General features: G+C 47.3%; 23 protein-coding genes. 7 read left to right on the forward strand and 16 right to left on the reverse strand.

Annotated elements, in window-relative coordinates:
* The first annotated feature begins 28 nt into the window (after positions 1–28).
* Together ACQ76X_RS00345 and ACQ76X_RS00350 are read left to right on the forward strand one after the other, a co-directional pair.
* Entirely contained in the window at positions 29–1,204 is a 1,176-nt protein-coding gene (locus ACQ76X_RS00345; protein WP_438490879.1) for a serine hydrolase domain-containing protein, read from the forward strand.
* A 126-nt stretch (positions 1,205–1,330) separates the two neighbouring features.
* The gene (locus ACQ76X_RS00350) at positions 1,331–2,530 is read left to right on the forward strand and encodes an MFS transporter (protein ID WP_438490880.1); all 1,200 of its coding nucleotides are present in this window, start codon (positions 1,331–1,333) and stop codon (positions 2,528–2,530) included.
* Positions 2,531–2,672: 142 nt separating this feature from the next.
* Here ACQ76X_RS00350 and ACQ76X_RS00355 read toward each other — a convergent pair whose 3' ends face one another.
* The 4 genes from ACQ76X_RS00355 to ACQ76X_RS00370 all read right to left on the reverse strand — a co-directional run bounded on the left by ACQ76X_RS00355 (position 2,673) and on the right by ACQ76X_RS00370 (position 5,461).
* The gene (locus ACQ76X_RS00355) at positions 2,673–3,548 is read right to left on the reverse strand and encodes an AraC family transcriptional regulator (protein ID WP_438490881.1); all 876 of its coding nucleotides are present in this window, start codon (positions 3,546–3,548) and stop codon (positions 2,673–2,675) included.
* A 92-nt stretch (positions 3,549–3,640) separates the two neighbouring features.
* Complete coding sequence (locus tag ACQ76X_RS00360; RefSeq protein ID WP_438490882.1) at positions 3,641–4,198, reverse strand: HAD-IIIA family hydrolase; 558 nt, start codon at positions 4,196–4,198, stop codon at positions 3,641–3,643.
* Positions 4,185–4,637, reverse strand: coding sequence for a GNAT family N-acetyltransferase (locus tag ACQ76X_RS00365; protein WP_438491574.1), 453 nt, complete (start codon positions 4,635–4,637; stop codon positions 4,185–4,187). The genes ACQ76X_RS00360 and ACQ76X_RS00365 overlap by 14 nt, the downstream gene beginning before the upstream one ends.
* A 44-nt stretch (positions 4,638–4,681) precedes the next feature.
* On the reverse strand, positions 4,682–5,461 hold the full coding sequence (locus ACQ76X_RS00370; RefSeq protein WP_438490883.1) for a hypothetical protein: 780 nt from the start codon (positions 5,459–5,461) through the stop codon (positions 4,682–4,684).
* Positions 5,462–5,621: 160 nt separating this feature from the next.
* Between ACQ76X_RS00370 and ACQ76X_RS00375 the strand changes: the two genes are divergently transcribed.
* Positions 5,622–6,779 carry an acyltransferase family protein gene (locus tag ACQ76X_RS00375; protein ID WP_438490884.1) on the forward strand — a complete coding sequence of 386 codons (1,158 nt, stop codon included), beginning with the start codon at positions 5,622–5,624 and terminating at the stop codon, positions 6,777–6,779.
* Between the two features lie 135 nt (positions 6,780–6,914).
* On the opposite strand, the gene ACQ76X_RS00380 is transcribed toward ACQ76X_RS00375, so the two are convergent.
* The 11 genes from ACQ76X_RS00380 to ACQ76X_RS00430 form a co-directional block, all read right to left on the reverse strand.
* Positions 6,915–7,349 carry a MarR family winged helix-turn-helix transcriptional regulator gene (locus tag ACQ76X_RS00380; protein ID WP_438490885.1) on the reverse strand — a complete coding sequence of 145 codons (435 nt, stop codon included), beginning with the start codon at positions 7,347–7,349 and terminating at the stop codon, positions 6,915–6,917.
* 5 nt (positions 7,350–7,354) lie between these two features.
* Positions 7,355–8,314, reverse strand: coding sequence for a zinc-binding dehydrogenase (locus ACQ76X_RS00385; protein ID WP_438490886.1), 960 nt, complete (start codon positions 8,312–8,314; stop codon positions 7,355–7,357).
* A 281-nt stretch (positions 8,315–8,595) separates the two neighbouring features.
* Positions 8,596–9,474 carry a hypothetical protein gene (locus ACQ76X_RS00390; protein WP_438490887.1) on the reverse strand — a complete coding sequence of 293 codons (879 nt, stop codon included), beginning with the start codon at positions 9,472–9,474 and terminating at the stop codon, positions 8,596–8,598.
* Between the two features lie 29 nt (positions 9,475–9,503).
* The gene (locus ACQ76X_RS00395; RefSeq protein WP_438490888.1) at positions 9,504–9,992 is read right to left on the reverse strand and encodes a hypothetical protein; all 489 of its coding nucleotides are present in this window, start codon (positions 9,990–9,992) and stop codon (positions 9,504–9,506) included.
* A 7-nt stretch (positions 9,993–9,999) separates the two neighbouring features.
* Positions 10,000–10,449 (reverse strand): DUF5412 family protein, encoded by a 450-nt coding sequence (locus tag ACQ76X_RS00400; RefSeq protein ID WP_438490889.1) that lies wholly within the window; start codon positions 10,447–10,449, stop codon positions 10,000–10,002.
* 255 nt (positions 10,450–10,704) lie between these two features.
* Positions 10,705–11,256, reverse strand: coding sequence for a hypothetical protein (locus ACQ76X_RS00405; protein WP_438490890.1), 552 nt, complete (start codon positions 11,254–11,256; stop codon positions 10,705–10,707).
* Positions 11,257–12,133: 877 nt separating this feature from the next.
* On the reverse strand, positions 12,134–12,496 hold the full coding sequence (locus tag ACQ76X_RS00410; RefSeq protein ID WP_438490891.1) for a hypothetical protein: 363 nt from the start codon (positions 12,494–12,496) through the stop codon (positions 12,134–12,136).
* Positions 12,497–12,729: 233 nt separating this feature from the next.
* Entirely contained in the window at positions 12,730–13,494 is a 765-nt protein-coding gene (locus ACQ76X_RS00415) for an ABC transporter ATP-binding protein (RefSeq protein ID WP_438490892.1), read from the reverse strand.
* A gap of 15 nt (positions 13,495–13,509) precedes the next feature.
* On the reverse strand, positions 13,510–15,849 hold the full coding sequence (locus tag ACQ76X_RS00420; RefSeq protein ID WP_438490893.1) for an ABC transporter permease: 2,340 nt from the start codon (positions 15,847–15,849) through the stop codon (positions 13,510–13,512).
* 34 nt (positions 15,850–15,883) lie between these two features.
* Positions 15,884–17,173 carry an MFS transporter gene (locus ACQ76X_RS00425; RefSeq protein WP_438490894.1) on the reverse strand — a complete coding sequence of 430 codons (1,290 nt, stop codon included), beginning with the start codon at positions 17,171–17,173 and terminating at the stop codon, positions 15,884–15,886.
* Positions 17,154–17,840 carry a TetR/AcrR family transcriptional regulator gene (locus ACQ76X_RS00430; RefSeq protein ID WP_438490895.1) on the reverse strand — a complete coding sequence of 229 codons (687 nt, stop codon included), beginning with the start codon at positions 17,838–17,840 and terminating at the stop codon, positions 17,154–17,156. Before ACQ76X_RS00430 ends, ACQ76X_RS00425 begins: the two co-directional genes overlap by 20 nt.
* A 380-nt stretch (positions 17,841–18,220) precedes the next feature.
* Between ACQ76X_RS00430 and licT the strand changes: the two genes are divergently transcribed.
* From licT to ACQ76X_RS00445, 3 genes are all read left to right on the forward strand, one after another.
* On the forward strand, positions 18,221–19,057 hold the full coding sequence (gene licT, locus ACQ76X_RS00435) for a BglG family transcription antiterminator LicT (RefSeq protein ID WP_438490896.1): 837 nt from the start codon (positions 18,221–18,223) through the stop codon (positions 19,055–19,057).
* 113 nt (positions 19,058–19,170) lie between these two features.
* Positions 19,171–21,066 (forward strand): beta-glucoside-specific PTS transporter subunit IIABC, encoded by a 1,896-nt coding sequence (locus tag ACQ76X_RS00440; protein WP_438490897.1) that lies wholly within the window; start codon positions 19,171–19,173, stop codon positions 21,064–21,066.
* 32 nt (positions 21,067–21,098) lie between these two features.
* Positions 21,099–22,580 carry a glycoside hydrolase family 1 protein gene (locus ACQ76X_RS00445; RefSeq protein WP_438490898.1) on the forward strand — a complete coding sequence of 494 codons (1,482 nt, stop codon included), beginning with the start codon at positions 21,099–21,101 and terminating at the stop codon, positions 22,578–22,580.
* A 126-nt stretch (positions 22,581–22,706) separates the two neighbouring features.
* Here ACQ76X_RS00445 and ACQ76X_RS00450 read toward each other — a convergent pair whose 3' ends face one another.
* Positions 22,707–23,312: a histidine phosphatase family protein gene (locus ACQ76X_RS00450; protein ID WP_438490899.1), complete on the reverse strand. Its 606-nt coding sequence runs from the start codon at positions 23,310–23,312 to the stop codon at positions 22,707–22,709.
* A gap of 218 nt (positions 23,313–23,530) precedes the next feature.
* Between ACQ76X_RS00450 and ACQ76X_RS00455 the strand changes: the two genes are divergently transcribed.
* Complete coding sequence (locus tag ACQ76X_RS00455) at positions 23,531–24,475, forward strand: serine hydrolase domain-containing protein (protein WP_438490900.1); 945 nt, start codon at positions 23,531–23,533, stop codon at positions 24,473–24,475.
* Positions 24,476–24,692: the final 217 nt, after the last annotated feature.

The raw sequence follows: 24,692 nt of genomic DNA on the forward strand, positions 1-24,692 counted from the left end.
CTTTAACTATTCCGAGAGGATGGAGCCCATGTGTACATTATATTCAAACCCAATTGATCCGCAATGTTTGTCGGGCCGCATCGATGAAGTAATGGATCGGACGCTTGCCGACAAGAGGTTGGTCGGTGCCGTCATTAAAGTAGCGATAGACGGAACAATGGTTTACAGCCGCGCTGCCGGTTATGCTGACCGCGGGCTGAACCGGCTTATGAGAGAAGATGCTTTATTCCGGCTCGCCTCGGTCACCAAACCTATTGTTTCCACGGCTGCCTTAGTACTGGTTGCACAAGGGCGCCTGCAATTGGACGACCGGGTTGACCGTTGGCTTCCGGATTTCCGCCCACGCTTGCAGAACGGCGAAATCGCGCAATTGACGATCCGCCATCTGATGACGCATACGGCCGGTCTGTCTTACCGGTTCTTCCAGGAAGAGAATAGTTCCTATCAGCGGGCAGGGATTTCGGATGGTATGGATCAGTCCGGAATCACACTGGAAGAGAATATGCGCCGCCTCGCCTCTGTGCCGCTTCTCTACACGCCAGGCACAGAGTGGAGATATTCCATAGCAACAGATGTGCTGGGTGCAATCATAGCCAAGGTCACAGAAACAACACTCGGCGAAGCCATAGATTCACTGGTAACCAAACCGCTCGGCATGAGTGACACCGGGTTCATTGCAGCTGATCCAGAACGGCTGGCCACCCCTTATGCCAACGACTACCCGGAGCCGCGGCCATTACTTGATCCCGACAAGATTGCCTTTGTGGATGGTACGGCAGGCTTCCTGCTTGCTCCAGGCCGGGCACTTGATGCCGCCGCCTATCCCTCCGGTGGTGCCGGTATGGTTGGCAGTGCCGGGGACTTTTTGCACCTGCTGGAAACATTGCGCCAGGGCGGGGCCCCTTTGCTGCCAGAATCTCTGGTTCACGAAATGACTACCAATCAGATCGGTGACCTGCCTATGCCCTTTTGGCCAGGACGGGGATTCGGTCTTGGCATTACAGTGCTGAAAGACCCTGCCGCCGCAAACACTCCTGAATCACCGGGAGCATGGCGGATGGGCGGCACTTATGGCCATTCATGGTTCGTCGATCCTAAGCACCGGCTAAGCGTTGTGGCATTTACCAATACCTTACTGGAAGGCATGTCCGGCCAGTTTACGGTTGACCTTTGTGAAGCGATTTATGCCAGCATCAGATCATAGAGAATGAGTACAGGGGAGCCTTGGCCGGTACGTACCGGTCAAGGCTCTCTGTGACTGAAGGAGTCGTGACTCGGCTGGCCGTAAAATCTAAACATAAAATAAAAAATGCAAAGAGGTGCTACTCAAATGAGCCAAAATACTACTTCTTCCGCACAGAATGACTCCGGCACTTCTGAGCGGCTCCCATGGGCTGGCTTGCTCGCCCTCGCGATGACAGGGTTTATCTGTATTCTCACCGAAACGGTTCCAGCCGGCTTGCTGCTGCAAATTGGTGATGGGCTTGGTGTCTCTGAAGCTCTAGCCGGTCAGCTTGTCACTTTGTACGCCCTCGGTTCATTGTTGGCCGCCATTCCTTTAACCGCCGCAACACGCGGATGGCGGCGGAGGCCCCTGCTGCTGCTATGCATTATTGGGTTTCTCGTATTCAACACCATCACTGCCTTTTCTTCTAATTATATATTGACGCTGGCTGCCCGTTTTTTTGCCGGCATATCTGCAGGTGTCCTGTGGGGAATGATCGCAGGTTATGCCCGCCGCATGGTACCGGAATCGCTTAAGGGGCGGGCCATGGCGGTGGCGATGGTCGGCACGCCTCTGGCCCTGGCCATCGGTGTCCCTGCCGGAACATTTCTTGGCACCTTTGCCGGCTGGCGTGCTGTGTTTGGGATCATGTCACTGCTCGCGCTGCTGCTGGTCTTCTGGGTGCTTTGGAAGCTGCCGGACTACCCGGGCACAAGTGCCGATAAGCAGCTGCCGCTTTATAAGGTCTTTGTTATTCCCGGAGTGCGGTCGGTTCTGGCAGTCGTTCTCGCTTGGGTACTGGCCCATAACATCCTTTATACCTATATTGCGCCATTTCTTGCGCAGGCCGGGCTTACCCGGCGCATTGACCTGGTGCTGCTTATTTTCGGTATTACTTCACTGGCAGGCATTGGGATTACCGGTATTCTGATCGACCGTAAATTGCGCCCATTGGTTCTGATCAGCCTCACTGCATTTACTTTGGCCGCCATTGCACTTGGCATAAGCAACCATCCCATCGTAATCTATCCTATGGTTGCTGCATGGGGATTGACGTTCGGAGGCGCTGCAACAATGCTGCAGACAGCAATTGCCGAAGCTGCTGGGGAGAGTGCCGATGTAGCCCAGTCCATGCTGGTGACGGCATGGAATCTGGCTATCGGCAGCGGTGGTGTGCTGGGCGGGATTCTAATCGAAACGCTGGGTGTTGCCTCATTCCCCTGGGCATTGTTTATTCTATTGCTGCTTGCGCTGTTCACCGCTTGGCGAGCGAAGGAATACGGATTTCCGGTGAAGCGGCCTTGAGGGGATTGTACATGTGAGAGAACCGGTCACCTGTGTTGCCGGTGAGCCAGACCATACAAATACACCGTCAGCATTCTGACGGTGTATTTGTTTTCTCCTAATTTTTCTTGAACAAGTTTGCTCCCTTAAGCTGTACCCGCTTCTACACCCTTTTTGCAACCGGGATCCAAATTTCGCTTTTGTAAGTCGGGGACGTTACATCTTTGCTCTCATTCCATAAGATTTCCGGCCCTTCGGTCTGCTCATAGTTGGAAGAAGGGAACCACTCGGAATAGATCCGTCCCCAAATATTTTGCAGGGTAGCCGGAAAAGGTCCGATGGACTCGAATACCGCCCAAGACATTGCCGGAACCTCCAGCAGCGTGAAGGTCTCGGGACATCCCAGCGTGGTAGCCACTCCGATGTAATGATCCAGTTCCCCCTTTTCTTCCATCCGCCCCTCGGAAAAGTTTGTGGACGCGCTTATCAGTCCCGGGGGTGCGACATTCGAAAGCTCTTTGAGCTTGGAGAGGGTTGGCAGATCCAGGCTTTGCCACATGGCGGAAATCTCCGGATTCACTCCCTCAAAAATAATAGGGACTCTCTTCTTAATCCCGACGATATGGAATGCTTCTTTCTCCTCAATCCGGTAATTCATTTCATTTCCTCCTCTGATAATGAGCTGAAAAGTCATTCGAGGAAAGGATTTCAGTGAAGGCCCTGCGGTTCTTGCTTCTGAGGGCAGAACACCGTGAAATTGCTGGAATGCCTTGGTGAAGGCATCCGGTGAACTGTATCCATAATTCAGCGCAATGTCGATAATTTTGAGCTGGCTGCTCTGCAGATCGAAGGCCGCGAGTGTCAGCCGTCTACGCCGTACATATTCCGAAAGCGGGAGACCGGCGAGAAAAGAGAACATCCGCTTGAAATGATATTCCGAGCACAATGCGCGTTTTGCCGCTTCCCGGTAATCAATCTCCGCAGTCAGATGTTTTTCGATATAAGCCAATGCATGATTCATGTTCTCCAGCAGGTTCATCTTCGCTCCTCCTCTCCTCACATCCAGAATAGCAATAATGAAGCACAGTCACCCGACAGTTCGTGCACTGTTAATGACGGGTCCTTACAGATTTAGATCATTGGTTCTTCCACACCACGCACGTACTGCTCTATGTAAGTAACTGCATCAGCGAAATCTCCGGCAATATAATCCGCCTCGGTATCCAGCCATTTATTTCTATACTCATTTAATGCCGCGTTTCCTGCACCAGTCATGACTAACACCTTCATACATCCGGCACGGTCTGCCGCCACCATATCCGTCCAACGGTCTCCAATCACTGCACATTTGCTTAGATCCAGATTGTTTTCTTCCGCTGCTCTAATCAGCATTCCAGGAATAGGCTTACGGCAATGACAGCCTTCATTATGCTGATGTGGACAAATGTATACACCGTCAAATCCAAACTCCAGCATTTCTATTCTAAAAGCTTCCTCCGTTGCCTCCCCTCTCGAGATTCCGGGTTGATTCGTAAAACCATACAGTTTAAGCCCCATGGATTTCAGCGTGTTTAAAGCTCCGGGTGTAAACGGGAACAATTCGAAAGACCCCGGATACTGCACTTCGTCACTTCCGCCCAAGGTTCCATCCCGGTCAATAAATACAGCCTGAAGTTTAGGTTCTCTCATGTTTGTTCGTTCCGCCTTCATAATATAATCTTTTCTCTAAAACAGCTTCATCATGCTCAACATAACCGCAGCGTGTATACGTGGCAATCGCCGGATGATTCGTTCTTCCTGTCAAAATCTTCACCGTGCCCACACCGCGCAAACGGAGCTGAGCTTCCAGAAAGGCAAGCAGTGCTGCCGCCACACCTTTCCTCCGGGCTGATTCCTGAACATACATTTCCGTAATTTCACCATGAGTTGCTGCGTAGCAGAAGGATTGTGAGCTCTGCGCGCAGGCAAAGCCAACGACTTCGTCCCTTAATTCGGCAACGGCAACTAACTCGTCCCCCGTGTTCAAACTCCCAATAATTTCCGCCTCCGGACGCTTATCCCCACCATTAAACTCATAATTTAGCCTGGATAATACATCCGCATCTTTTATTGTGGCCAGCCTGACCATTGGAAGCACTTATCATCACACCTTCAGCAAAAATATATTTGAGCTTACATTCCCACAGCCGCTTTAATCTTCTGCCTTTGGGTTATGATTAACTCCTGTAAACGGTCTGTTCCAAACGCGCCTGCCGTGAACGCATTCCCCTTAGGATAGTAAAGCATCCGGAAGGAGGTGCCATCTTGCAGATGCACCCGCAGGAATACGCCGGACTCGTGTTTTGTTTGCTTATAGACTGCATCGAAACCAACATTCTTCAAAGGCAGCAGTTCACGAATGAATTCTTCGGAGGCCTCTTTAGTGAAATCACCAATCAGACTGCTATCCATACCGCTTTCCAGACTGACTTTATCCACTTTCCCTGCAATATCCAGCAGGTCTCCGATAGTGGCTGCCTTTGGATTCTCTTCTACTTCATAAATCTTGTTATCCGCTACCACCCGAAAATCGGATCTGTAGCCTTCCAGCGCATAAATCACTGTACCCACAGGAAGGAATGCGGCATCTCCGTTTTTGGTGACATGATCCGTACAGGCATTATCACTCACCTTAAAAGAAACTTCCCCTACCTTATCCCCCAGCTGATCCGCGGGTACCGGCTTGGTTGCATCATAATTATGAGAATACCTGATATCATTGATCATCAAGAAATCCACCCATTCAATCTCGGCATAGCAGGGTTCTGACGTCTGCTCCGGCGCTACTTCAGGGGCAGCAGTCCCGGCTATTGGCTCCACATTCGCCTTATTCGTCGTCCCGCAGCCGGCTGCGAGTAACATCAATATAAGCAGCATTGAAATCGGCCCGCCTTTTTTTATCCATTTCATCATCGTTATTCACCTCTGTTACTATTGACGGGCTAGTGCACCTTGATGTTACAGCATTTACCAAAACTTTTTCATATCCTGATTTATTATTCATTACGAATAACTTTATATATAAAAGTTCTCTTTTTGTGCTAAAATACAGATAAATAAAGGAGGGATGCTGATGAATAACCATAAAGTTAAAACAAATGGTCATTATGTTGAATTAGATTCGCTCAGAGGCATCGCTTCTGTTCTGGTGCTTATTACACACCTGATGATTGTCTTCCCCATGATTTACTCACCCAGTTCGCCGCAGGATAACCTGACTCTCTTCGTGCTCAAATATCTGCCGTTTACAAGGGCTCTGTTTATCGGCGGTCCGGAAGCGGTCAAACTATTCTTCGTACTGAGCGGCTTCGTACTGGCTTTACCCTTTCTTAAAGGCGGTACGATCCGGTACTTGCCCTACTTGCTCAAGAGATTCCTCCGAATCTGCATCCCTTTCTATGTTGCCATATGTTTAGCGGTACTTCTCAGCATAGTGATCCAAAGGGGCTCCATTCCTGAACTGAGTGAGTGGTATAATTCCATGAGCTGGACTACGCCGATCTCAGCCAGACTACTCTTGGGACATTTTTTCCTGATCGGCAGTTTCAATGTGAATGCATTTAACAATGTAATTTGGTCGCTGGTTCATGAAATGCGCATATCCATTCTGTTCCCCTTGATGATGTATGGAGTGATCAGGTATTCATGGCAAAAAAACGTCGCAGCTTACCTTTTGGCCGGTATCATCGGTTTTTATTTAGGCGGATACGGAGATACGGTTGGCTATATGCTGCTGTTTGTGGTCGGCGCATTACTGGCGAAGCACAGAGCTTTTTTCATCAAACATTATAAAAGAACCGGAGCACTGCCAAAAATCATTCTTTTCACCTTTGCCTATGCGTTGTATTCGCTGCATGCACCAGGAAGCAACCCCTTAATCACAGGTTTGGTTTCCTATATCAACATGCTCGGATGCGGCTCGTTAATAATCATTGCCTTATCCAGCGGGAGATTCTCAACAATCCTGAGAAATAAAGTCGTCAGCTATCTGGGGCGGATCTCGTACAGCCTGTATTTATATCATTTTATCATCCTGGTAGCTTCCATTAAATTATTGTACGGAATCATCCCTATTGGCTTCATCCTCTTGCTAACAGCCGCGGCCAGTATTTCCATCGCTGCATTGTCATATCATTTTATAGAAATTCCGTCTATTAAATGGGGTAAAATACTTACACGCAGCAGGGAAACCGCCATTCAACAGAAATACGCACTTCCCCCATCACAATAAGGTTAGGCTATTCTAAAATGTGCAAAGTGATTGATTCACTTTGCCCTTTTTTTGCTTGACAAAAAAAACACCTTGCTTGTTTGGTATCATGGAAGCGCGAACAACCATGCCATCAAGAAAGTGTCTGAACATTGATTAGTTGAATTTATTTAAGGAATCAATTAAGCGTCTTAAGTCGTTCAATAAACGCTGCTTTTCGTCTACGGTCCAGTCCGTCAAGGCTTCTTGTAAGATGCCGTTTCGAGTGGAGTTAATTTGAGAAAAAATCCCCTTTCCGTGATTTGTTAATTCAGAAACACGAATTCTAGAATCTTTCCTTGCCGGATAAGTATGGACCAATCCGGCTATTTCCAATTTATCAATTTGACGACTAACACTGGAGTAATTTTTGCCCATCTTGGCAGCCAAATCGCCGACACTTGTTGACTGAAGATGTCCAATGCCGATGAAAACACGAAAAGCTGCTGCTTCCATGTTAACACCAGCATGGGCAATCATTTTCTTATCGCGATCTGACTGATTAATTATTGTAGTCAATTCAATCAGTGTACTAAAAAGTTTATCTTCCATGTTCCTTATTTTATCATTATAACGGGACGAGGTGTCAATGGTGCATTCCAAGCTATTTCGATATCTTCTAAAGAAAATGTTGTTGTAGCGATGTGGATCTTTCCTTTTGAAGCAAGTTCCAAAACACTTTGTGCAGATGACAGCATATTCAATTGTGAAACACTTCTGCCGCCACTGCCGACCAGTTCGATCGTAGATGCACGAAGTAATGAAGAGGGCATGTTGATGTATTCTTGCCCGGACGCAGTTCCTATACTAACAAATCGCGTAGGGCGACTCCCACCAGCTTTTGCAGCAGCAGAGATAATGGCGAAGGCACTGTCACCCCAGAGATAATCTAGTACAACATCTACACCATCCGCAAAAGTTGGCTCCAGGGCTTTCTCAAAAGCTTGTTTGCCGTTGTCAGTATTCATGTCAAATGCAACGAATTCATCTGCTCCTAAGGACTGTAACTTTGAGTGGTTTCGCCCGGTTGCAATAATTTTTTTTGCGCCTAAATATTTAGCAATTTGAATGGCCAAACTACCGGATACACTAGTCGCACCGTTAATCAGAACCGTTTGACCAGATTGGAATTGCGCTCGATAGACCAAAGCAGCCCACGAAGACATAGCCGGGTTTGTGATTGCAGCGGCGGTTACTTCATCAATCTCTTTGGGTAAATGTATAATCATATTTTTTTCTACAATGGTTTGTTCAGCTAAACTCCCATAGGGTGCGGCAGGGAGCGCAAAGTAAACACGAGATCCATCTGCCAATGTGCCGACACCATCTGCACCAGCTACAATTGGGAAGTTTGTTTCTGATGAATAATGCATACCTAACGAACGGAACTTGCTAAGCTTACTTAAAGCAGCGGTCGAAACGTTAACAATAACTTTATCAGCGGATTCAACTGGTGCAGGAAATTGACCTAATACGGGAGGGATTCCCGCTTGCTTAACAATTGCGGCTTTAATCATTTGCATTCTTCCCTTCAATTAATATATGTGCGTTTTGCACATAAATACCATAACATAAATAAGTGCAAAATGCACATATTTTCGAAGCCGAGATTATGTATCCCACTCAAAAACCCGAACAATTTCTCGCCAATGTCGCGATAATTGCCCGGGTTTTTCTGTATACCCTCTATTCTGCCATGATGGGCCGTGTGTGGGAGTCTGTACGCCGCTGGCACGATGCTGAAGGGTCAACAGAAGCATCGTGTGCCAGTCCTTTGTCCGTACCGCCATTGCCCAGTTCAATAAATCAGTGCTCTTAACTCATTATGAATTCTCTCTGAAATCTCATAACCCTGTCCACTGTCTTCAGTATCTACCAGCAGACCCGTTATCCCTTCTTGTTCTGTATTCGAAATGTTTAGTACATACTTTTTTTGCGTGCCGTCAAGGTAAGAAATATGCATTAGAAAATATGTAACATAATTCAGTTCACCGTTCATTTTCACTGCCTTGTTCAAGGCATTTGCAAAGACTTCAAGTTCATCTTTATCGGTGAAAATTTTTTCAGTAAACGGTCCCGGCTTGTCCGTCTCTTCTTTGCATAAATCTGCACACTCCAGCCTGATGCTCTTGATCCTGGTGTCTTTTATACGGAGACTGGTCAATATATCTATAAATTCCTGTTTGGTTTCCGCAGCTTTATCATTGTTGGAATAATTCAAAATATATATAATCTCATCTTTATGTGGGATCACCACATAATAGGTATCATGAGTCCCTGTAAGCCCGGACGCTGCAGAACCGTTGTCGGCATCCAAAGTAAGTAATCTGCTTGTTCCCATGGGAATATCAAGCTCCTCCTCAGAAGTCAGCGAACTGTGATTGGGCATTACCATTTTATTAAAATCAAAGTTCTCTACAAATTCACTAGCCGATACTTCGCCCCTGGCCTCACCTTGCTCATCTTTAATTACATAAACCTTCGGATCGGACGTATCCAATCCCCAGTTTGCCGGCAAGTCCATATGGAGTGTGGACAAATCATAGGACTGTTGAACCGCAGGCGCGGCTGTGGAGGAACCCTGCTCTTTAAATGCCGTAGAGGGTGAGCTGGAGCATCCGCCAAGTGTGACTACTGACAAGATCAATACGATCATTATTTTTTTGGACACAAGCACTACCTATTCAACCTCCCCATTCACGTAAATTAATGTCCCCGAAGATCAAACGAGGCATCATATCCTCCATCATACAAAATGATAAAGTAATAATCGGAGTAATCTGCGATGTCTTTTAATGCATCAAAGGTCAAAGAGCCGTGTTCCAAATGTACCGAATCCACAGAAGCTCCTGTAACAGGCAGGACTTCAGTGATGACCGGGTATTCTCTGCTCCGCTTGGCATTTTTGAATGTTTCCTTGGTGTAATAGCTTGTCAGCTCGTCCACAGATAATGAAGAATCCACTAGAATTGCAGCCAAAAAGTCCAACCCGTTGCCGTTTCCATTCAGTTTGCCAAGTATAGACTCCCTTTCTACAATCATGGTTTCAGGCGGGAGCTGATGTTTGCTGAATTGTTTCTCGAACTTGGACAAGTTCACATTGTTAACCAATGGAATAATCAGGAACAGGGAAACGAATAACACTATAATAACCAAAGGAGTGACCAGAAGGGTTAATCCTATCTTCTTCAACATAACGGGTCTACTCCTTCACGTCTTGATAGCAGGTTTCATATTGGTCCTTAAGCAGGAGGCTTCGGCAAGCAGAACCTGAATCCTCATAGATCTCGGTATTCACCTTCAGTTCAATATTCCGATATTCTTTATATTCTGGACTTTCATTTGTGATTGAGAGGATATCCGATGCTTGCCAGTCCATTGAAAAATCGTCTTTGTGCTCGCTGGAATATATGATTTTCTTCACGCCTGTCTTGGTTTGTTCGACTTCGACAAGATACATTACACCGCCTGCAGCGCCACCATACGGGATATAATACGCGCGTGCATTGTATTTACCTTTGGGTGACTCAATGGGACCATTAAATAGGGTGGCTTTCCCAAGATCCTTAAATTGATAGAAATATCTTCTATAGCCCACTAAACCTAAAATGATTATTAGCAGCAGAATTAATACAATCGTTCTTTTTTTCACACCAAACCTCCTATGTGTAGGATCGCAGTCCATCCATATTGTACCATATGGGGTTTATCAGAATGGACTGGATTGTCACAAGTGGAAACGGCTTCGCCGTCCTCAAAAGGACGGTATCCGTTTCAGCGAGAAATAGAAGGATAATTTATAGTGTGAAGCATATAAATTCTATATTTTAAAAAAACCTGCAGACGTTGTGCCATCAAGGCACTGTCTGCAGGTTTTTCGAAAAAAGTATGATTGCAGTAAATGAATTTACTTAACTTCAGTTGCTCCAGTTACTTTACCATCCACTGCTGCGGATGCTTTCACATCTTCGCTGGCAAAGTAGAGGTTACCATCAATTGTAGCGGATTCGTGCAGGTTAAAACCTTTTGCTTCTACATATACATCACCTTTGATGGTTCCGCCTTGCACTCTGAAGTTTTCACTTTGTACGGTAACCTTAGGTGCGGTAAGTGTGTAATTTGCAGTGATTTTGTGATCCGCATCCTGTGCATAAAGAGCAAGCTTGCGGTAAATTGCGTTCTCAGCAACACCTTTATCATGGAACTCACCGGCTACAACAACGTCTTGATCAACAGTCACATCATTCAGAATAGCAACAATCCAGGTTCCTTCTGCACTTACAGCCTTGGTAAATGCAGCCGCTTCATCAACGATTGAAGCTGCCGATGTAGCATCTGTCTGAGCTGCCGCCGGAGAAGCAGTCGCTGTCTCATTTGCCGCCTTTTCATTATTCGCACCACAACCCGACAACAATGCAACCGATACCCCTGCTACTAGCAAACTTTTAAATAGTTTCATCTCAAATCCCCCTAAATTCTTTTTATAAACTTATTATATATTAAAATTTTATAATAGTCACGTGAATCATTTCACAATTCTGTGTCTTTTTCATATTTCGACAAGACATGACAGCCTTCCCCGATTTGCCGTAGGAACGCATAAATCCCCGCTTACCTTCAGCCTAAGGTAAACGGGGATTTATGTGTTCAATCCGTTCTTCAATTCAATCATTTCCTCCAGCAACAATCCATATCCCTGACATGGTGATTGTTATTCATATTTCGGTAGTCCCCGTGCGCTCCCTTTCGGAGTGTTGCTCCATGTCCTGCATATGGGATGAGTTCCCGCGTACTCGATGTCACGAAAAACGTTTTCACGGACGTTTTCCCTACTGTGAGCCATCGTGTTTAGTACGCATCGCTAACCTTTTTCAATGGAATCACGCTCCTTCTTCCGCAAGATGAATCCTGCTTGAATAGCTGTTCCTTGTTCATGGTTACCTCTGGATTCCCGCATACCCACGGTCTGCGAAAAGATGTCGTCACTTACACCTTCTCCAGCAGCAGCCGATTCCGGCATGCATCGCTAACGGCAGTACATCGGGGCCTCTCCTTTCCTACATTCATTTCTAAATTTAGGAATGAGTCCATCACCTGTAACCGCTTGCTGCTGTTCTTTGTGGTTACCATTTGGTGATGTCTATATCTTAACGCATTACACCTAAAAATTAAACCTTCATAATATTATGTATTCTGTCGCAATACCTGGAAAATCCTGATCTCTTGCAATGACCCGCCCAGACCTAAGTATTCCTTTGAATTTTGGACTATTGTGCGTAAATACGCAAAAACCGCCTTGAGATTCCAAGACGGCTGGTGATCTGGAGCCGAAAATATTAATCCCTGATCAGAAATATGTATTCAAACAGCAAAATAAAAAAGGCGGTGAACATTCCAACCGAGTTAATCACCGTAAGTTCTGCCACATAATTTTCGCTTTGAAAATGAGAAAAGAAGGCGACAGTCCAAAGCACCGCAAAAAAAAGCGGGATCATTCCGGAAACAGCTCCAACGGCTGCCCGTCTGCCCCGGTAGATAAACAATGTAATCTCCGAAACGGTGTAAACGATAAAAATAATGATCTCAGACAACTTAACCGAATCCGGAATGTGGAGCTTAAAAAGATGCATGAGAGCATACTGCAGAGACAAAACAGTAAATAACCAGTTGTTAAACGAAATCCTCTTAAAGATCAGCATTAAATCGACTCCCTTAAACAGAGTAATCGGACTGCTGTCATATGGCACGGATGATCCTGGAGATGCAGGCCGATTCCATAATGATATCGCTTACATTATACTGGAAAATTTTATAAAGTTCTGTGGATATCCTATGACATTTGATCTAAGTAAATAGTATCACCCTTTCGCCAGAGTTGCACAATGAATTCCGGCTGAGAGGGTGATGCAAATTTCATTCCTTAGCCTATCGCTCAGAACTCCAGGGTCCGCAGCCATATGGACAACTTCTCTTCCCTCTGCTTAAGATCACCTTTTTCTTTATGATATTTGCCCAGCCAGTGCTCCGAAGCCATTCGGCCATCCAGCATGTAGAGCACCCGCTCTGCACCAGCAGCGACCTTGGCATCATGGGTAACCAGAAGAATTGTTGTCCCCGAACGGTTAATCTCCCCCAAAATCTCCATGATCTCACCCGCAGCCTTGGAGTTTAGTGCTCCCGTAGGCTCATCGCCAAACAGAATATCCGGCTGATTGATCAGCGCCCTGCAGATCGCCACTCTCTGTGATTGTCCGCCGGACACCTCTGTTATTCCCCGGTCAGCCAATGCGGAAATGCCTGTTCTTTTCATAAGATCGGCAGCTCTTGCATTGATGGCTTTGCGGCTGGTCTTTTTGGCCCGGTAAGCGGACAGGATGATATTGTCGCGGATGTTCAGATTTTTTAACAGATGCATCTGCTGAAAAATGAAGCCCATACTATGCAGGCGCAGCGCCGCCAGTTCTGCTTCGGAAAGGGCGCTGATCTCCTGCCCCTTAAAAAGGACACTGCCCGCAGTCATTGTGTCCATTCCGCTTAATGTATACAACAATGTTGATTTGCCGGAGCCTGAAGGTCCCATCACTGCTGTGAACTCCCCCTGTGGAATTTGCAGGTTAATCTCTTTTAGTACAGGCTGCTGCGTTCCTTGCACGTTTGAAAAAGTTTTGTTTAATCCCTTAGTTTCTAATATATGCATCCAGTTGTCGCCCCCTCAATCGGCTATCTTATTCGTGAACCCGGACTTGTGAATGGATCCTGTACTTCCTATAGTAGTAACCGCCACGACCAGCATGAGGCTAACCGGAAGAATCAGATAGGCCAGCACCGGATCAACCTCAAGCTGAATTCGGGAAGCACCCAGGAATGATCCGAGAACATACACCAGACTTTGACCGATCGTTCCGGCCGTCAAGATCCCAAGCAGGCTGCCAAGACCGGCGATCAGCAGCGTTCTGGCCAGATATTGCCGGCGGATATCAGCGACCGTGAACCCGATGCTTCGCAAGATTGTAATTTGCGTGGAATCCTTCGCCAGCAGCATTTTTAGAAACAAGGACGTAATCAGTACCGCTATCGAGATGGAAATGGTGATCGCGAGTATAGTGACCATCCGCAGCTGCTTAACCGTATTCCCCAGAGTCTGAGCTAAATAGCTGTCCAGATATGTGATTTTAGCCGGATAGAATGCCCCGGCCAACTCTTCTATTTTCCCGGCGACCGGAATTTCAGGCTGTACATCCACCGCTACCACGTACCACATAACAGTCTTTGGATCATAGGGCAGCTGCGCTTTGGCCGTCCGCCCTCCATTGGTGATATCCTGATAGATTCCGCTTACTGTCAGCTGCCGTTCTTTCCCTCCAGCCTTGATAAGAAGCGTATCCCCGACCCGTTTATTCAGCTCCTTAGCGTTCAGATCAGACAGAGCGATTGCACTTCCGCCTTCCGGGGCGCCCCCTTCTATGTATGACAAAGGAAAGATGGAGAAATCTCCTGTTTCCACATTGATATTCTCCCAGATGTCATCACTTCCCAGTACCTTAAACCGGGAGGTAATGAGCGGCGATAATTTTTTGATGTCCGGATCCTTCTTAAGTGTTGTGAGCATTTGTTCAAACCGCCGGGCGGTATCGCCTGACTGCTGAAGATCAATCCGGATGGTGCTCTGTCCTACGCCCATATAGGATATAAAGTGCGGGGAGCGCAGCGTATTCAACAAATTCACCGGCATGATGATCATAAACAGACAAATTACCACAACCAGCAGCAACACTCCGAACATGCTGAAGCGGCTGTACACATCTTTTAACCCTAAAAAACCATTCACAGGGAGCCATTTACGGTTGCTGAGCGTAAACGATGACGTATGTGTTCTCCCCACCCCGGCAGTACCTGACCGCAAGGCTTCAATGGCTGTGATCCGGTTGAACCTTCTAAGAATCAGCCTGCAAAAGAGCACAACAATCCCGAAGCTCAGACTGACAGCGAGTAAAGGAACGATATGCTGAAGCAGACCCTTCGGAGCCGCGCCCAGGTACAGGCTAATGTTGGCTGTAAACAACCGTGCAGTAAAAAGTGACAATCCATAGCCGCAGCATGAAGCCAATGCGGCCAGTATGATGTATTTGGCCATATAGATTCTTCTGATATCCTGCCGCGGCAGCCCGATTGCTTTCATGACTCCGATCTCCCTGTAATCCTCCTCCATGGAGGCGATCATCGTAAATCTGAGGCACAGGATAGCAATCACCATAAGCAGGAGGCTCACCAGTATAATGACAAGGGCTATAATTCCGTCGGTTAGAGCATTCAGCGTCTTAAATAAAGGGTAATCAATGGTCGGTCCTTTATCCGGCAGGCCGGCAGATTGATAGCTATTACGGAACTCAGTAAGCTTGCTGCTATCCTTGAGCTGAAATTCAATCAGATATTCCACTTCGCCAAGCTTCCCCCGCAGCGCTGTATAATCCGCCTCATTTACTACAAAACGTTTGGAGCTGACAATCGCCGGATTCATTTGAACATCCCGGACAAAATCAACGATCACGAACTCTCTGGTAAAGGACCCGGAGGTAACATTGACCTTATCCCCGATATTCAGCTGCTTCTGTCCCTTATAGTAGATAGGAACGGCAATTTCGCCGCGTGAAACCGTGATCACCTGATTATCCAGATTCAGCAGCAGATCGAAATTCTGATTCTGCTTCACAAAACCGATATCCATGACGCTGGCGGCTTCCGACTTTTCCGGATTGCCCAAGTACACATTTGAGCCGTCGACCGTAAGCATCTCCACCGTCTGCTGATCCTGTACAAGCGGATTTTCCGAAACAAAACGTTTAAGGGCGGAATCATCTAGGGTCCCGGCATGCATTTGCACAAAATGGGGGGCCTTGGATGCGGCCAGCAGCTGATTCAGCGAGCCGGTCAGTTCCATAATGATGTGCGAAGCAGAAGCAACCAGCAGCGAAGACAGCATAATAAAAATGAACAATCCGCCGGTGATGATTTTATTGCGTAAAACATCTCTTTTTACGATTTGCAGCAGCATCTGGCTGTCTTGCCTCCTTCTCCAATATAGAAACTCATGAATGTTGTTGTTCAAGAGCCCGAATAGATTTGATTCTTGGAACAATCACCGCCACAATTACTATCAGCAAACCGCAGACGATGAACAGGAGTCCGATACCCCGGCCTTCTCCTGTACCCAGCACCTTGCCCACTGAGGAAGCAAGACTTCCTCCGCTGCGCAGCAGCGGATTAAAGACATGATCCGCCAGCACTCCGGCAACAGCATAAGCGGCCACATACCCGAGCTGTGAAAGAATGCCAATGATCCCCCAAGCACGGCCTTGTGCTTCGGCGGCGATATTTTTTCGGATCAGCACATCAGCACAGGTGTTAATGAAGGGGAGTGCCGCGAAGAACAACAATCCGGCTGCAGCGATAAAATATAGATTTGTAGTCAGACCGACCAGTGCAAAGAAACCTCCGGCGAATCCCAGACTTACAGCCAGCACCTTGGCATATTGGCCCTTAATGCTGAACATCCCGATGAACAGACTGCCGATCAGCATGCCAATCGCACTTACGGATTCCACTGTGCCCAGGGTTTGTGTATCTGTAAACGGCAGTAAGAGCGGGGTAAACAAGGTCTGGAGAAAACCCATATAGAATGTAACCACCGATAAAATAACCGTAAGCTGTAGAACACCTTTCACGGAAATGAGCGTATCCCAACCCTCTTTCAGGTCTCTTGCAAAGGACTGCCGTGTTTTCGCTGGAAGCTCAGCCTGCAGGTTCTTTTTCACAGCCAGCACCGCAAGCACGGTCACCACAAAAGTGGAGATATCTATAATCAGCACAGCCTTTATATCCATGTATCCAAGCAACACCCCGGCAATCAGCGGAGAGAGAAGATATTTGGAGGAGGCTGCAAGCTGGACCAGCCCGCTGGCCTTGGCAAACTGCTCTTCGGTCAATAAATCGGTAATCGTCGCCTTGTAAGCCGGTTCAAGCAAGGATACGAATATGGAGCTGAAGGCCACTCCGAGACAGATTTGCCAAACGGGCGGATCGCCCAGCAGCATGATAAACAGTAGGAAGACAAGTCCAAATGCGGAGCATAGATCACCCGTGATCATCATCAGCCGCCGGTCAAAGCGGTCAGCCAGCACGCCGCCGATTGGACTGAGCAGAATGGAAGGCAGAAAAGCGCAGAGCGTTACCAGCGCTACACTGGCTGCAGTCCCTGTCATCTGGTAGACATAAACACCCAGCGCAAAAGCTGTCAGCCCACTACCCATACTGGATATCCATTCTCCTGTCCATAACACCAGAAACTTGCTGAAGGATTTATTGTTCTGTTTCCCCATCCTTTATCCCCACCCTCTTATCCTTTCCATCAGCTGCAGGCGGCTGCCCGAACATTTGTGTGACATAGGCGAAGCTGCCCTGTTTGGCACCCAGAGAAGTTTCCATAATATGAATGAAAGCCTCGATCTTGCGGAGAATCTCCTCCGGCTGCCACTGGAAGATACCTTCATCCAGCAGAAACTGCGAGGCCACCAGCAGAAACTCAACCGTTTCCCTGGGATAAGCGGTATGGAACAACTGCTCCTCGATGCCCTGCTCAATAACTTCTGTTAATACAGGTGTCAGGCGGAGAATGGTTTCCGTCAAGCTCTTTTGATGAAGCTGGGCATTCTCCGCCTGATGGAACTGCTCAATCAGTTGCTCCTTCCCTTCCGAGTCCGGCTTCTGTGCCATAATGATCCTCAGCAGCTTCTCGTGAACAGAAAGCCTGTGATCGGAAGCAATCTCTTTCGCAGCTTCTACCCCGGCATCAATGAACCGCATAACCACCGCATCCATTACCTCTTCCTTCGATTTAAAGTAATAATAGAAGGTTCCCTTGGCGATTCCGATCCTCTGCAAAATATCGTTGATTGTAGTTCTGCTATACCCCTGGGTGAAAAAAAGCAGCTCTGCCGTATCTAAAATTTCGTTTCTGCGTTCTTCAGGTTCCTTGGAAATCCGCATAATTGTAATCCTCCATTTCATCGACCGACCGTCGGTCTATAATGATTATAGTGAGTCCCCCCTCTATTGTCAATCACTGGATTACCGGTTACTGAACAACCATCTCAAAAGAAAGCGCTTGCTAAAATCCCGAGTGTATGATAACATGACTTTGGGATTGTTACTGAAAAGGCAAAACCCAGGACATGTGAATACACATGTTTTGGGTTTTGTCTTTTTTGTTTACACAATTCTGTTCTTCACCGTAAAGACCTATACTCTACGACGGAATGAGTGATGTGAAACGCCATAAAGGTTCCCGCCGATTATGAGAGCGCTTAATATTATTCTCCTGAAAATGATGAAGGTCGCCTTTATACGGGATGAAGGGGAGCAATTGGATGATCATCAAAAAAATATTCAACAATAACGCGATTGTAGCCAAAGACTTGCACAACCAGGAATCTGTCGTCATGGGCTGCGGCATCGGGTTTAAGAAGAGTGTCGGGGATGCGGTCGATGAAAGCTTAATCGAGAAGGTTTTTATTCTTAAACAAAAAGACGCTTCGGAGAAATTCAAATTACTGCTGGAAGATGTTCCATCCGATTATGTATCGTTATGCTATGACATCATAGAGTACGCCAAAAATAGGCTGGAGACCCCGCTTAGCGAATACATTTATGTCACTCTCACGGATCACATCAACAACACGTTCAAGATGTATGACGAGGGAATCAAAATCGTTAATCCGTTGATTTGGGAAATCAAAAAGTTCTATCCGAAAGAATTCGCCATCGGTCTGAAGGCGTTGGAATTTATCGAAGAAACCGTGGATAAGCGGTTATCTGAAGATGAAGCAGGCAATATCGTCCTTCATTTAATAAATGCTCAGGTGAACAGTTCATCTGCCAAGGTTGCGGATGTGGCGCAGCAGACGGAGAAGATCCAGGACATTTTAAATATCGTCAAGTATACGTATAATATTGACCTTGATGAAAAATCAATCAGCTATGAACGGTTTATCACCCACCTGAGGTTTTTTTTCCAAAGGATGCGTCAAAGGCAGAAAGCAGTGCTCGAGGATGATTTCCTGCTTAGGCAGGTCAAATCCAAATACAAAAAAGCTTATGATTGCATCCTGAAGATTGAGAAATATTTGAACAACGAGCTGTCGGATGAAGAAAAGTTGTATCTGACCATCCACGTTCATAGAGTTACACTAACATCAACTGAATAAAAAATTGGATTGTTACTGCTAATGCAGGCGAGACCAATATAGACAGTGTACTTTACGCTAATCTATAGGGTCTCGCTTTTTTTTGTAAGAATCAAACGAAGGGGCGAAAACTTATGAAATATGAGAAATTGGCGAAAGACATTATCCAAAATATCGGCGGTAAAGAAAATGTCAATAGCCTAACCCACTGCATCACACGCCTGCGTTTTAAATTGAAGGATGCGAGCAAAGCCAACACGGATGTCTTGAAGAACATGGACGGTGTCGTCACAGTCGTGCAGAGTGGCGGACAATATCAGATCGTAATCGGCAACCATGTGCCTGAAGTCTATGCTGAAGTCGCCGCCGCCGGCGGATTCCAAACGGCCTCCGAAGAAACATCCGATGAGAAGGTGGGTTTGTTAAACAGATTTATCGACATCATCTCCGGCGTATTCACGCCCACGCTTGGGGTCTTGAGCGCGACAGGTATGATCAAAGGTTTTACGGCGCTGTTCCTCTCTCTTGGCCTGCTTACCAGCACATCGGGCACATATCAAATTCTGAACGCGATCGGTGACTGTCTGTTCTACTTCTTCCCGATCTTTCTAGGGTATACGTCAGCCAAGAAATTCAATGCCAATATTTTCATCGGGATGGGGATCGGCGCGACTCTGGTCTATCCGACCTTTTCAAGCATAACTGCAGCAGGCCAGCCGTTGTACACCTTATTCAGCGGCACCGTTATCGAATCACCGGTCTATCTGACCTTCCTGGGCATTCCAGTGATTCTGATGAGTTATTCGTCCAGCGTTATTCCGATCATCATCTCGACGTATGTAAGCTCCAAAATTGAAAGCTTCTTCAAAAAGATGATTCCAAGCGTCGTCAGAACCTTCCTGGTTCCATTCTTCACCTTGCTGGTGATTGTTCCGCTCGCGCTGATTTTTATCGGACCGATTGCGACATGGGCAGGTCAGCTTCTTGGAGCGGGCACGCTGTCTATCTATAACCTGAGTCCGGTAATCGCAGGCACACTGCTCGGTGCGTTCTGGCAAGTATTCGTTATCTTCGGTCTGCACTGGGGATTTGTACCGATTGCGATCAACAACATGGTTGTACTTAAATATGATCCGATTCTTGCTGGCGTATTCGGAGCTTCCTTCGCCCAAACAGGTGTCGTATTGGCCATTCTGCTTAAAACCAGGAACATCAAATTGAAATCGCTCTCGGTACCCGCCTTCATCTCGGGAATCTTCGGTGTAACGGAACCTGCGATTTATGGGATTACGCTGCCGCGTAAAAAACCGTTCATTCTGAGCTGTATCGCTGCGGCGGTCGGTGGCGGCATCATTGGAATTATGGGAACAAAAGGCTATATTATGGGTGGTTTGGGCATCTTCGGCATTCCGAGCTATATCAGCCCCGGAGGCATCGACAGCGGATTCTACGGCGCGATTATCGGGATCATCGTCAGCTTTGTCCTCGGCTTCCTGCTGATGTTCTTCGGCGGATTTAAGGACGATGAAGTCAAAGCTGAGAACAAAGAAGGCGGAAGAACCGATGTCCTGGTTAAGCAGGAAACCGTGATCAGCCCGCTCAAAGGCAACGTAATCGCTTTGACCGAAGTAAAAGACGAAGCGTTCTCCACCGGCGCACTTGGCAAAGGCGTGGCGATCGAACCGGCTGAAGGCAAAGTATACTCTCCAGTTGACGGTGTGCTGACGAATGTGTTCCCTTCCGGTCATGCCATCGGGATTACAAGCGTGAACGGCGTCGAGATTCTCATTCATGTCGGTAAGGATACCGTAAAGCTAAAGGGCAAATACTTCACGCCTAAAGTCAAACAGGGGGAGCATGTGAAAAAAGGCGATCTCCTGCTGGAATTCGATATGAATGCGATTAAGGAGGCCGGCTTTATCTTAACCACACCTGTAATCGTCGCCAACTCGGGCAACTACCTGGATGTTATCGAAACCGAGAAGAAAATCATCTCGATCAATGAAGATCTGCTGACTGTTGTGATCTAACCCATTCATATAAAATATAGGAGGAATGAATCATGAACAATTGGATCAAGGCGTTTCCGGAAGGATTTCTATGGGGCGGAGCAACCGCTGCCAATCAGCTAGAGGGCGGATATAACGCAGGCGGAAAAGGCTTGAGCACGGCGGATATGCTAACTGCCGGAACGCATGACACGCCGCGCAGAATTACGCCGGAACTGGAAGAACGCCTGAATTATCCGAGCCATGAGGCCATCGATTTTTATCACCGCTACGAAGAGGACATCCGGTTATTCGGGGAGATGGGCTTCAAGGTATTCAGAATGTCGATTGCCTGGTCCCGGATCTTTCCGAACGGAGACGACTCACAGCCGAACGAAGAAGGCTTGAAGTTCTATGACCGGGTGTTCGCCGAGCTCAAGAAACATAATATAGAGCCGCTGGTTACCATCTCCCATTATGAAACTCCCTTCAATCTGGCCAAGAGATATAACGGATGGTCCGACCGCCGGGTCGTGGATTTCTATGTGAAATACTGCGAAGTGATCTTCAGCCGGTACAAAGATGTGGTGAAATACTGGCTGACCTTTAATGAAATCAACATTATGACCTTGCCATTCGGCACCTTTATGGCGGGAGCCATGCTACCTGAGGGCGGCGGCGAACTCACCATGTCTATCAAGGATAACGAACAGCTTCGCTATCAGGCTCTGCATCATCAGTTCATCGCAAGCGCCAAGGCGGTGAAGCTGGGACACAGCATAAATCCGGAATTCAAAATTGGCTGTATGATCGCCTACATGTGTTCTTATCCGCTGACTTGCAATCCGGACGATGTTTTGTTGGCTCAGGAGAAGGATAATCTGTCCAATTTCCTGTGCGGCGATGTTCAGGTCAGGGGTGCCTATCCGGGATTCGCCAAGCGTTACTTTAAAGAGCACGGAATCGAACTCGAAATGCCGGAAGAGGATGAAGATATTTTGAAAGCCGGCCGTGTGGACTTCTACACCTTCAGCTACTATTCATCCACCTGTGTCAGTGCTGATCCGAACCAGGAACAAATTGGCGGAAACATGTCCATGGGCCTCAAAAATCCTTACCTCAAAGCAAGCGCCTGGGAATGGCAAATTGATCCGAAGGGACTAAGATGGGCGCTGAACAACATTTACAATCGGTATCAAATTCCGATGATGGTTGTGGAAAACGGCCTCGGAGCAGTGGACATTGTGGAAGAGGATGGATCCATTAACGATCTGTACCGGATCGATTATCTGAAGCAGCATGTGGAAGAGATGAAAGAAGCTATTGCCGACGGAGTCGAACTGGCCGGTTACACGCCATGGGGATGTATCGATCTGGTGAGCGCGGGAACGGGCGAAATGAAAAAACGCTACGGATTCATCCATGTTGATAAAGACAATGAAGGCAAGGGAACGCTTGCAAGAACTCCGAAGAAGAGCTTTTACTGGTATAAGCAGGTGATCGAGAGCAACGGCGAAGATCTGAATATGCCGGAAGCTCAGAATACGCTGGTATAACTTATCGGATAAAAAAGTCGTAACCAATAGAGCGAGGCAGTTCCTCATTTCAAGAGGCGCTGTCTCGCTATTTCGGTGTAATTAAAGTATGTGTAGACCCTCCTTATTATAGAATCCTTCCATCTATTAGGCAGTCAGATTCTCCATTGTAATCTCCCATTTTCCGGCATCATATTGGATGTGATGGAGACTGGTATATGTACTAGGGTAAGCTTTGCCTTTATTCGACCACTCTACGCCATTTAAAATATGATAAATAATATTAATAACTCCGCCATGGGTTACAATTAAAATGTTCTCCTCCCCCTTGTTGAGGAGCTGCTCCTCGCATAACTTTCTAAAGGTTGCCTGTATACGGGTGAAAAAATCAATCGGACTCTCCCCGCCCGGGAATTCCTCATCCATCTGCAAAGTCGAGAAATAGAGACCCGGATACTGCTCCTCTACAAGTTCATGAGCCATCCCGGCGATGAGGCCATTGTTCATTTCTCTCCAGTTGTTGCTGCTTTCGAGTGGTAAGCGGAGTTCACTAGCAATCTCGGTTGCGGTTTCAACCGCACGGCTTAAATCACTGCTAACCACTCGCTGAATGTTGTAAAGATTGTTGTGCGCTTTAAGATACTGCCCCAGTTTCTGCGACTGTTCAATTCCTTCTGCAATAAGCCCACGCTGGCTCCATCCACCGCGGAATCCCTCATCATCTTTACCGTGTCTGACCAAATAGATTGACATTGTTCTCCCCCGCAACCATTCTGTTATATTGTGAGCTGTTCCTGATTTCACTTGAATACTGGATGGGACAGCCATTCCTCTCTCAGCAGCCCCATTTGAATTGAATCATAAAATTCTCCATTTGTATGTTAATATTATTGGTTGAAAGGCAAACTATCGCAAAAATTCCGGGTTTCACCCAAGTGCTCTCCCGATATGATAATGAAAGGATAAACCCAATGAATCTATCTTCAATTTCCGTAGCGCTAACAACGCTCGATTTGCGATGCTGTCTGATCAGCCGGGACAACAGGCTTGTACTTGAACACTATAGAGCGCCTAATACAGCCACTGAACTGGCCAAAATCAATTCCTGTACCAAAAGTGTGCTCTCCGCACTAATCTGCATCGCCATGGACAAGGGGCTGCTGCCGCAGCCGGATGCGCCGCTGACGTTATTTTATCCGCAGCTTAGCCTTGACCCGGATCATCGTAAAACAGAAATCACACTGGAGCATCTGCTCACGATGTCTGCCGGTTTCAACTGGACTGAATTTAGCGGGCAGAACTCATTCCCCCGGATGACCCGTTCTCCGGATTGGGTCCGGTTTGTGCTGGAGCAGCCGATGTCGGACACACCCGGAGCCCGAATGGTATACAACTCCGGCGTTTCTCAGCTGTTGTCTGCCATCCTGAGGCAAGCGGCTGGCATGTCCACGGCCAAGTTTGCCGAGCACTATTTGTTTGGCCCTTTGGGCATTAAAGCTTATGAGTGGGAGGTTGATCCTCAAGGCGTTCATACGGGCGGGTTCGGGCTGAAGCTGCGGCCTTCCGACCTGCTGAAGCTGGGACAGCTCTATTTGCAGGAGGGCATGTGGGAGCACACAAAGCTCATTTCCCCTGAACGGGTCAACCGCTCTACGGAAACCGCACTTCATGTAGAAGCCCCCTACCGCGGCGGATATGGCTGGCATTGGTGGACTGATGTCTACACCTCGGCTGCTCAGGAGTCATCTGCATCTTCCCAGGCATACTTCTATGCCCGCGGGTATGGGGGACAGTTTGTTTATATTATGCCGGAGCTTTCGACGGTTGTGGTTCTGACCGAAGATCAGTGGCGGAAAAAGAAACCTCCTGTTGATGTGTTCCGTGAAATCATCGCACCTGCACTGCTTGCCCCGTGATCAAGCTTTAACTTTCAGACTCCGGAATTTGGTTATAAGACAATTCATTCTGAACGTTCTGCCCTTACAAAAACGCACCAAAATAATACTTAAGCGCCTCCTGGGAATAGCATCTCCAGATCAAGCCAACAATAGAGAAGCCAGTTCAGGGGGGCTCCTCCCCATTTGATCCGTTCAAAATTCAGCACATTCCAGTCCTGATTCACATAGGCCTAGT

The organism is Paenibacillus sp. IHBB 3054 (genome assembly GCF_051594305.1).
GTDB lineage: Bacteria > Bacillota > Bacilli > Paenibacillales > Paenibacillaceae > Paenibacillus_AQ.

Bases quoted from the DNA above. Each gene is read 5' to 3' on its own strand.
- ACQ76X_RS00420 (WP_438490893.1), bottom strand. From the start codon at position 15,849: ATGCTGCTGCAAATCGTAAAAAGAGATGTTTTACGCAATAAAATCATC.
- ACQ76X_RS00425 (WP_438490894.1), bottom strand. From the start codon at position 17,173: ATGGGGAAACAGAACAATAAATCCTTCAGCAAGTTTCTGGTGTTATGG.
- ACQ76X_RS00410 (WP_438490891.1), bottom strand. From the start codon at position 12,496: ATGCTGATCTTTAAGAGGATTTCGTTTAACAACTGGTTATTTACTGTT.
- ACQ76X_RS00350 (WP_438490880.1), top strand. From the start codon at position 1,331: ATGAGCCAAAATACTACTTCTTCCGCACAGAATGACTCCGGCACTTCT.
- ACQ76X_RS00375 (WP_438490884.1), top strand. From the start codon at position 5,622: ATGAATAACCATAAAGTTAAAACAAATGGTCATTATGTTGAATTAGAT.
- ACQ76X_RS00370 (WP_438490883.1), bottom strand. From the start codon at position 5,461: ATGATGAAATGGATAAAAAAAGGCGGGCCGATTTCAATGCTGCTTATA.
- ACQ76X_RS00360 (WP_438490882.1), bottom strand. From the start codon at position 4,198: ATGAGAGAACCTAAACTTCAGGCTGTATTTATTGACCGGGATGGAACC.
- ACQ76X_RS00405 (WP_438490890.1), bottom strand. From the start codon at position 11,256: ATGAAACTATTTAAAAGTTTGCTAGTAGCAGGGGTATCGGTTGCATTG.
- ACQ76X_RS00440 (WP_438490897.1), top strand. From the start codon at position 19,171: ATGAAATATGAGAAATTGGCGAAAGACATTATCCAAAATATCGGCGGT.
- ACQ76X_RS00365 (WP_438491574.1), bottom strand. From the start codon at position 4,637: ATGGTCAGGCTGGCCACAATAAAAGATGCGGATGTATTATCCAGGCTA.
- ACQ76X_RS00385 (WP_438490886.1), bottom strand. From the start codon at position 8,314: ATGATTAAAGCCGCAATTGTTAAGCAAGCGGGAATCCCTCCCGTATTA.
- ACQ76X_RS00345 (WP_438490879.1), top strand. From the start codon at position 29: ATGTGTACATTATATTCAAACCCAATTGATCCGCAATGTTTGTCGGGC.
- licT (WP_438490896.1), top strand. From the start codon at position 18,221: ATGATCATCAAAAAAATATTCAACAATAACGCGATTGTAGCCAAAGAC.
- ACQ76X_RS00455 (WP_438490900.1), top strand. From the start codon at position 23,531: ATGAATCTATCTTCAATTTCCGTAGCGCTAACAACGCTCGATTTGCGA.
- ACQ76X_RS00395 (WP_438490888.1), bottom strand. From the start codon at position 9,992: ATGTTGAAGAAGATAGGATTAACCCTTCTGGTCACTCCTTTGGTTATT.
- ACQ76X_RS00450 (WP_438490899.1), bottom strand. From the start codon at position 23,312: ATGTCAATCTATTTGGTCAGACACGGTAAAGATGATGAGGGATTCCGC.
- ACQ76X_RS00415 (WP_438490892.1), bottom strand. From the start codon at position 13,494: ATGCATATATTAGAAACTAAGGGATTAAACAAAACTTTTTCAAACGTG.
- ACQ76X_RS00430 (WP_438490895.1), bottom strand. From the start codon at position 17,840: ATGCGGATTTCCAAGGAACCTGAAGAACGCAGAAACGAAATTTTAGAT.
- ACQ76X_RS00445 (WP_438490898.1), top strand. From the start codon at position 21,099: ATGAACAATTGGATCAAGGCGTTTCCGGAAGGATTTCTATGGGGCGGA.
- ACQ76X_RS00355 (WP_438490881.1), bottom strand. From the start codon at position 3,548: ATGAACCTGCTGGAGAACATGAATCATGCATTGGCTTATATCGAAAAA.
- ACQ76X_RS00380 (WP_438490885.1), bottom strand. From the start codon at position 7,349: ATGGAAGATAAACTTTTTAGTACACTGATTGAATTGACTACAATAATT.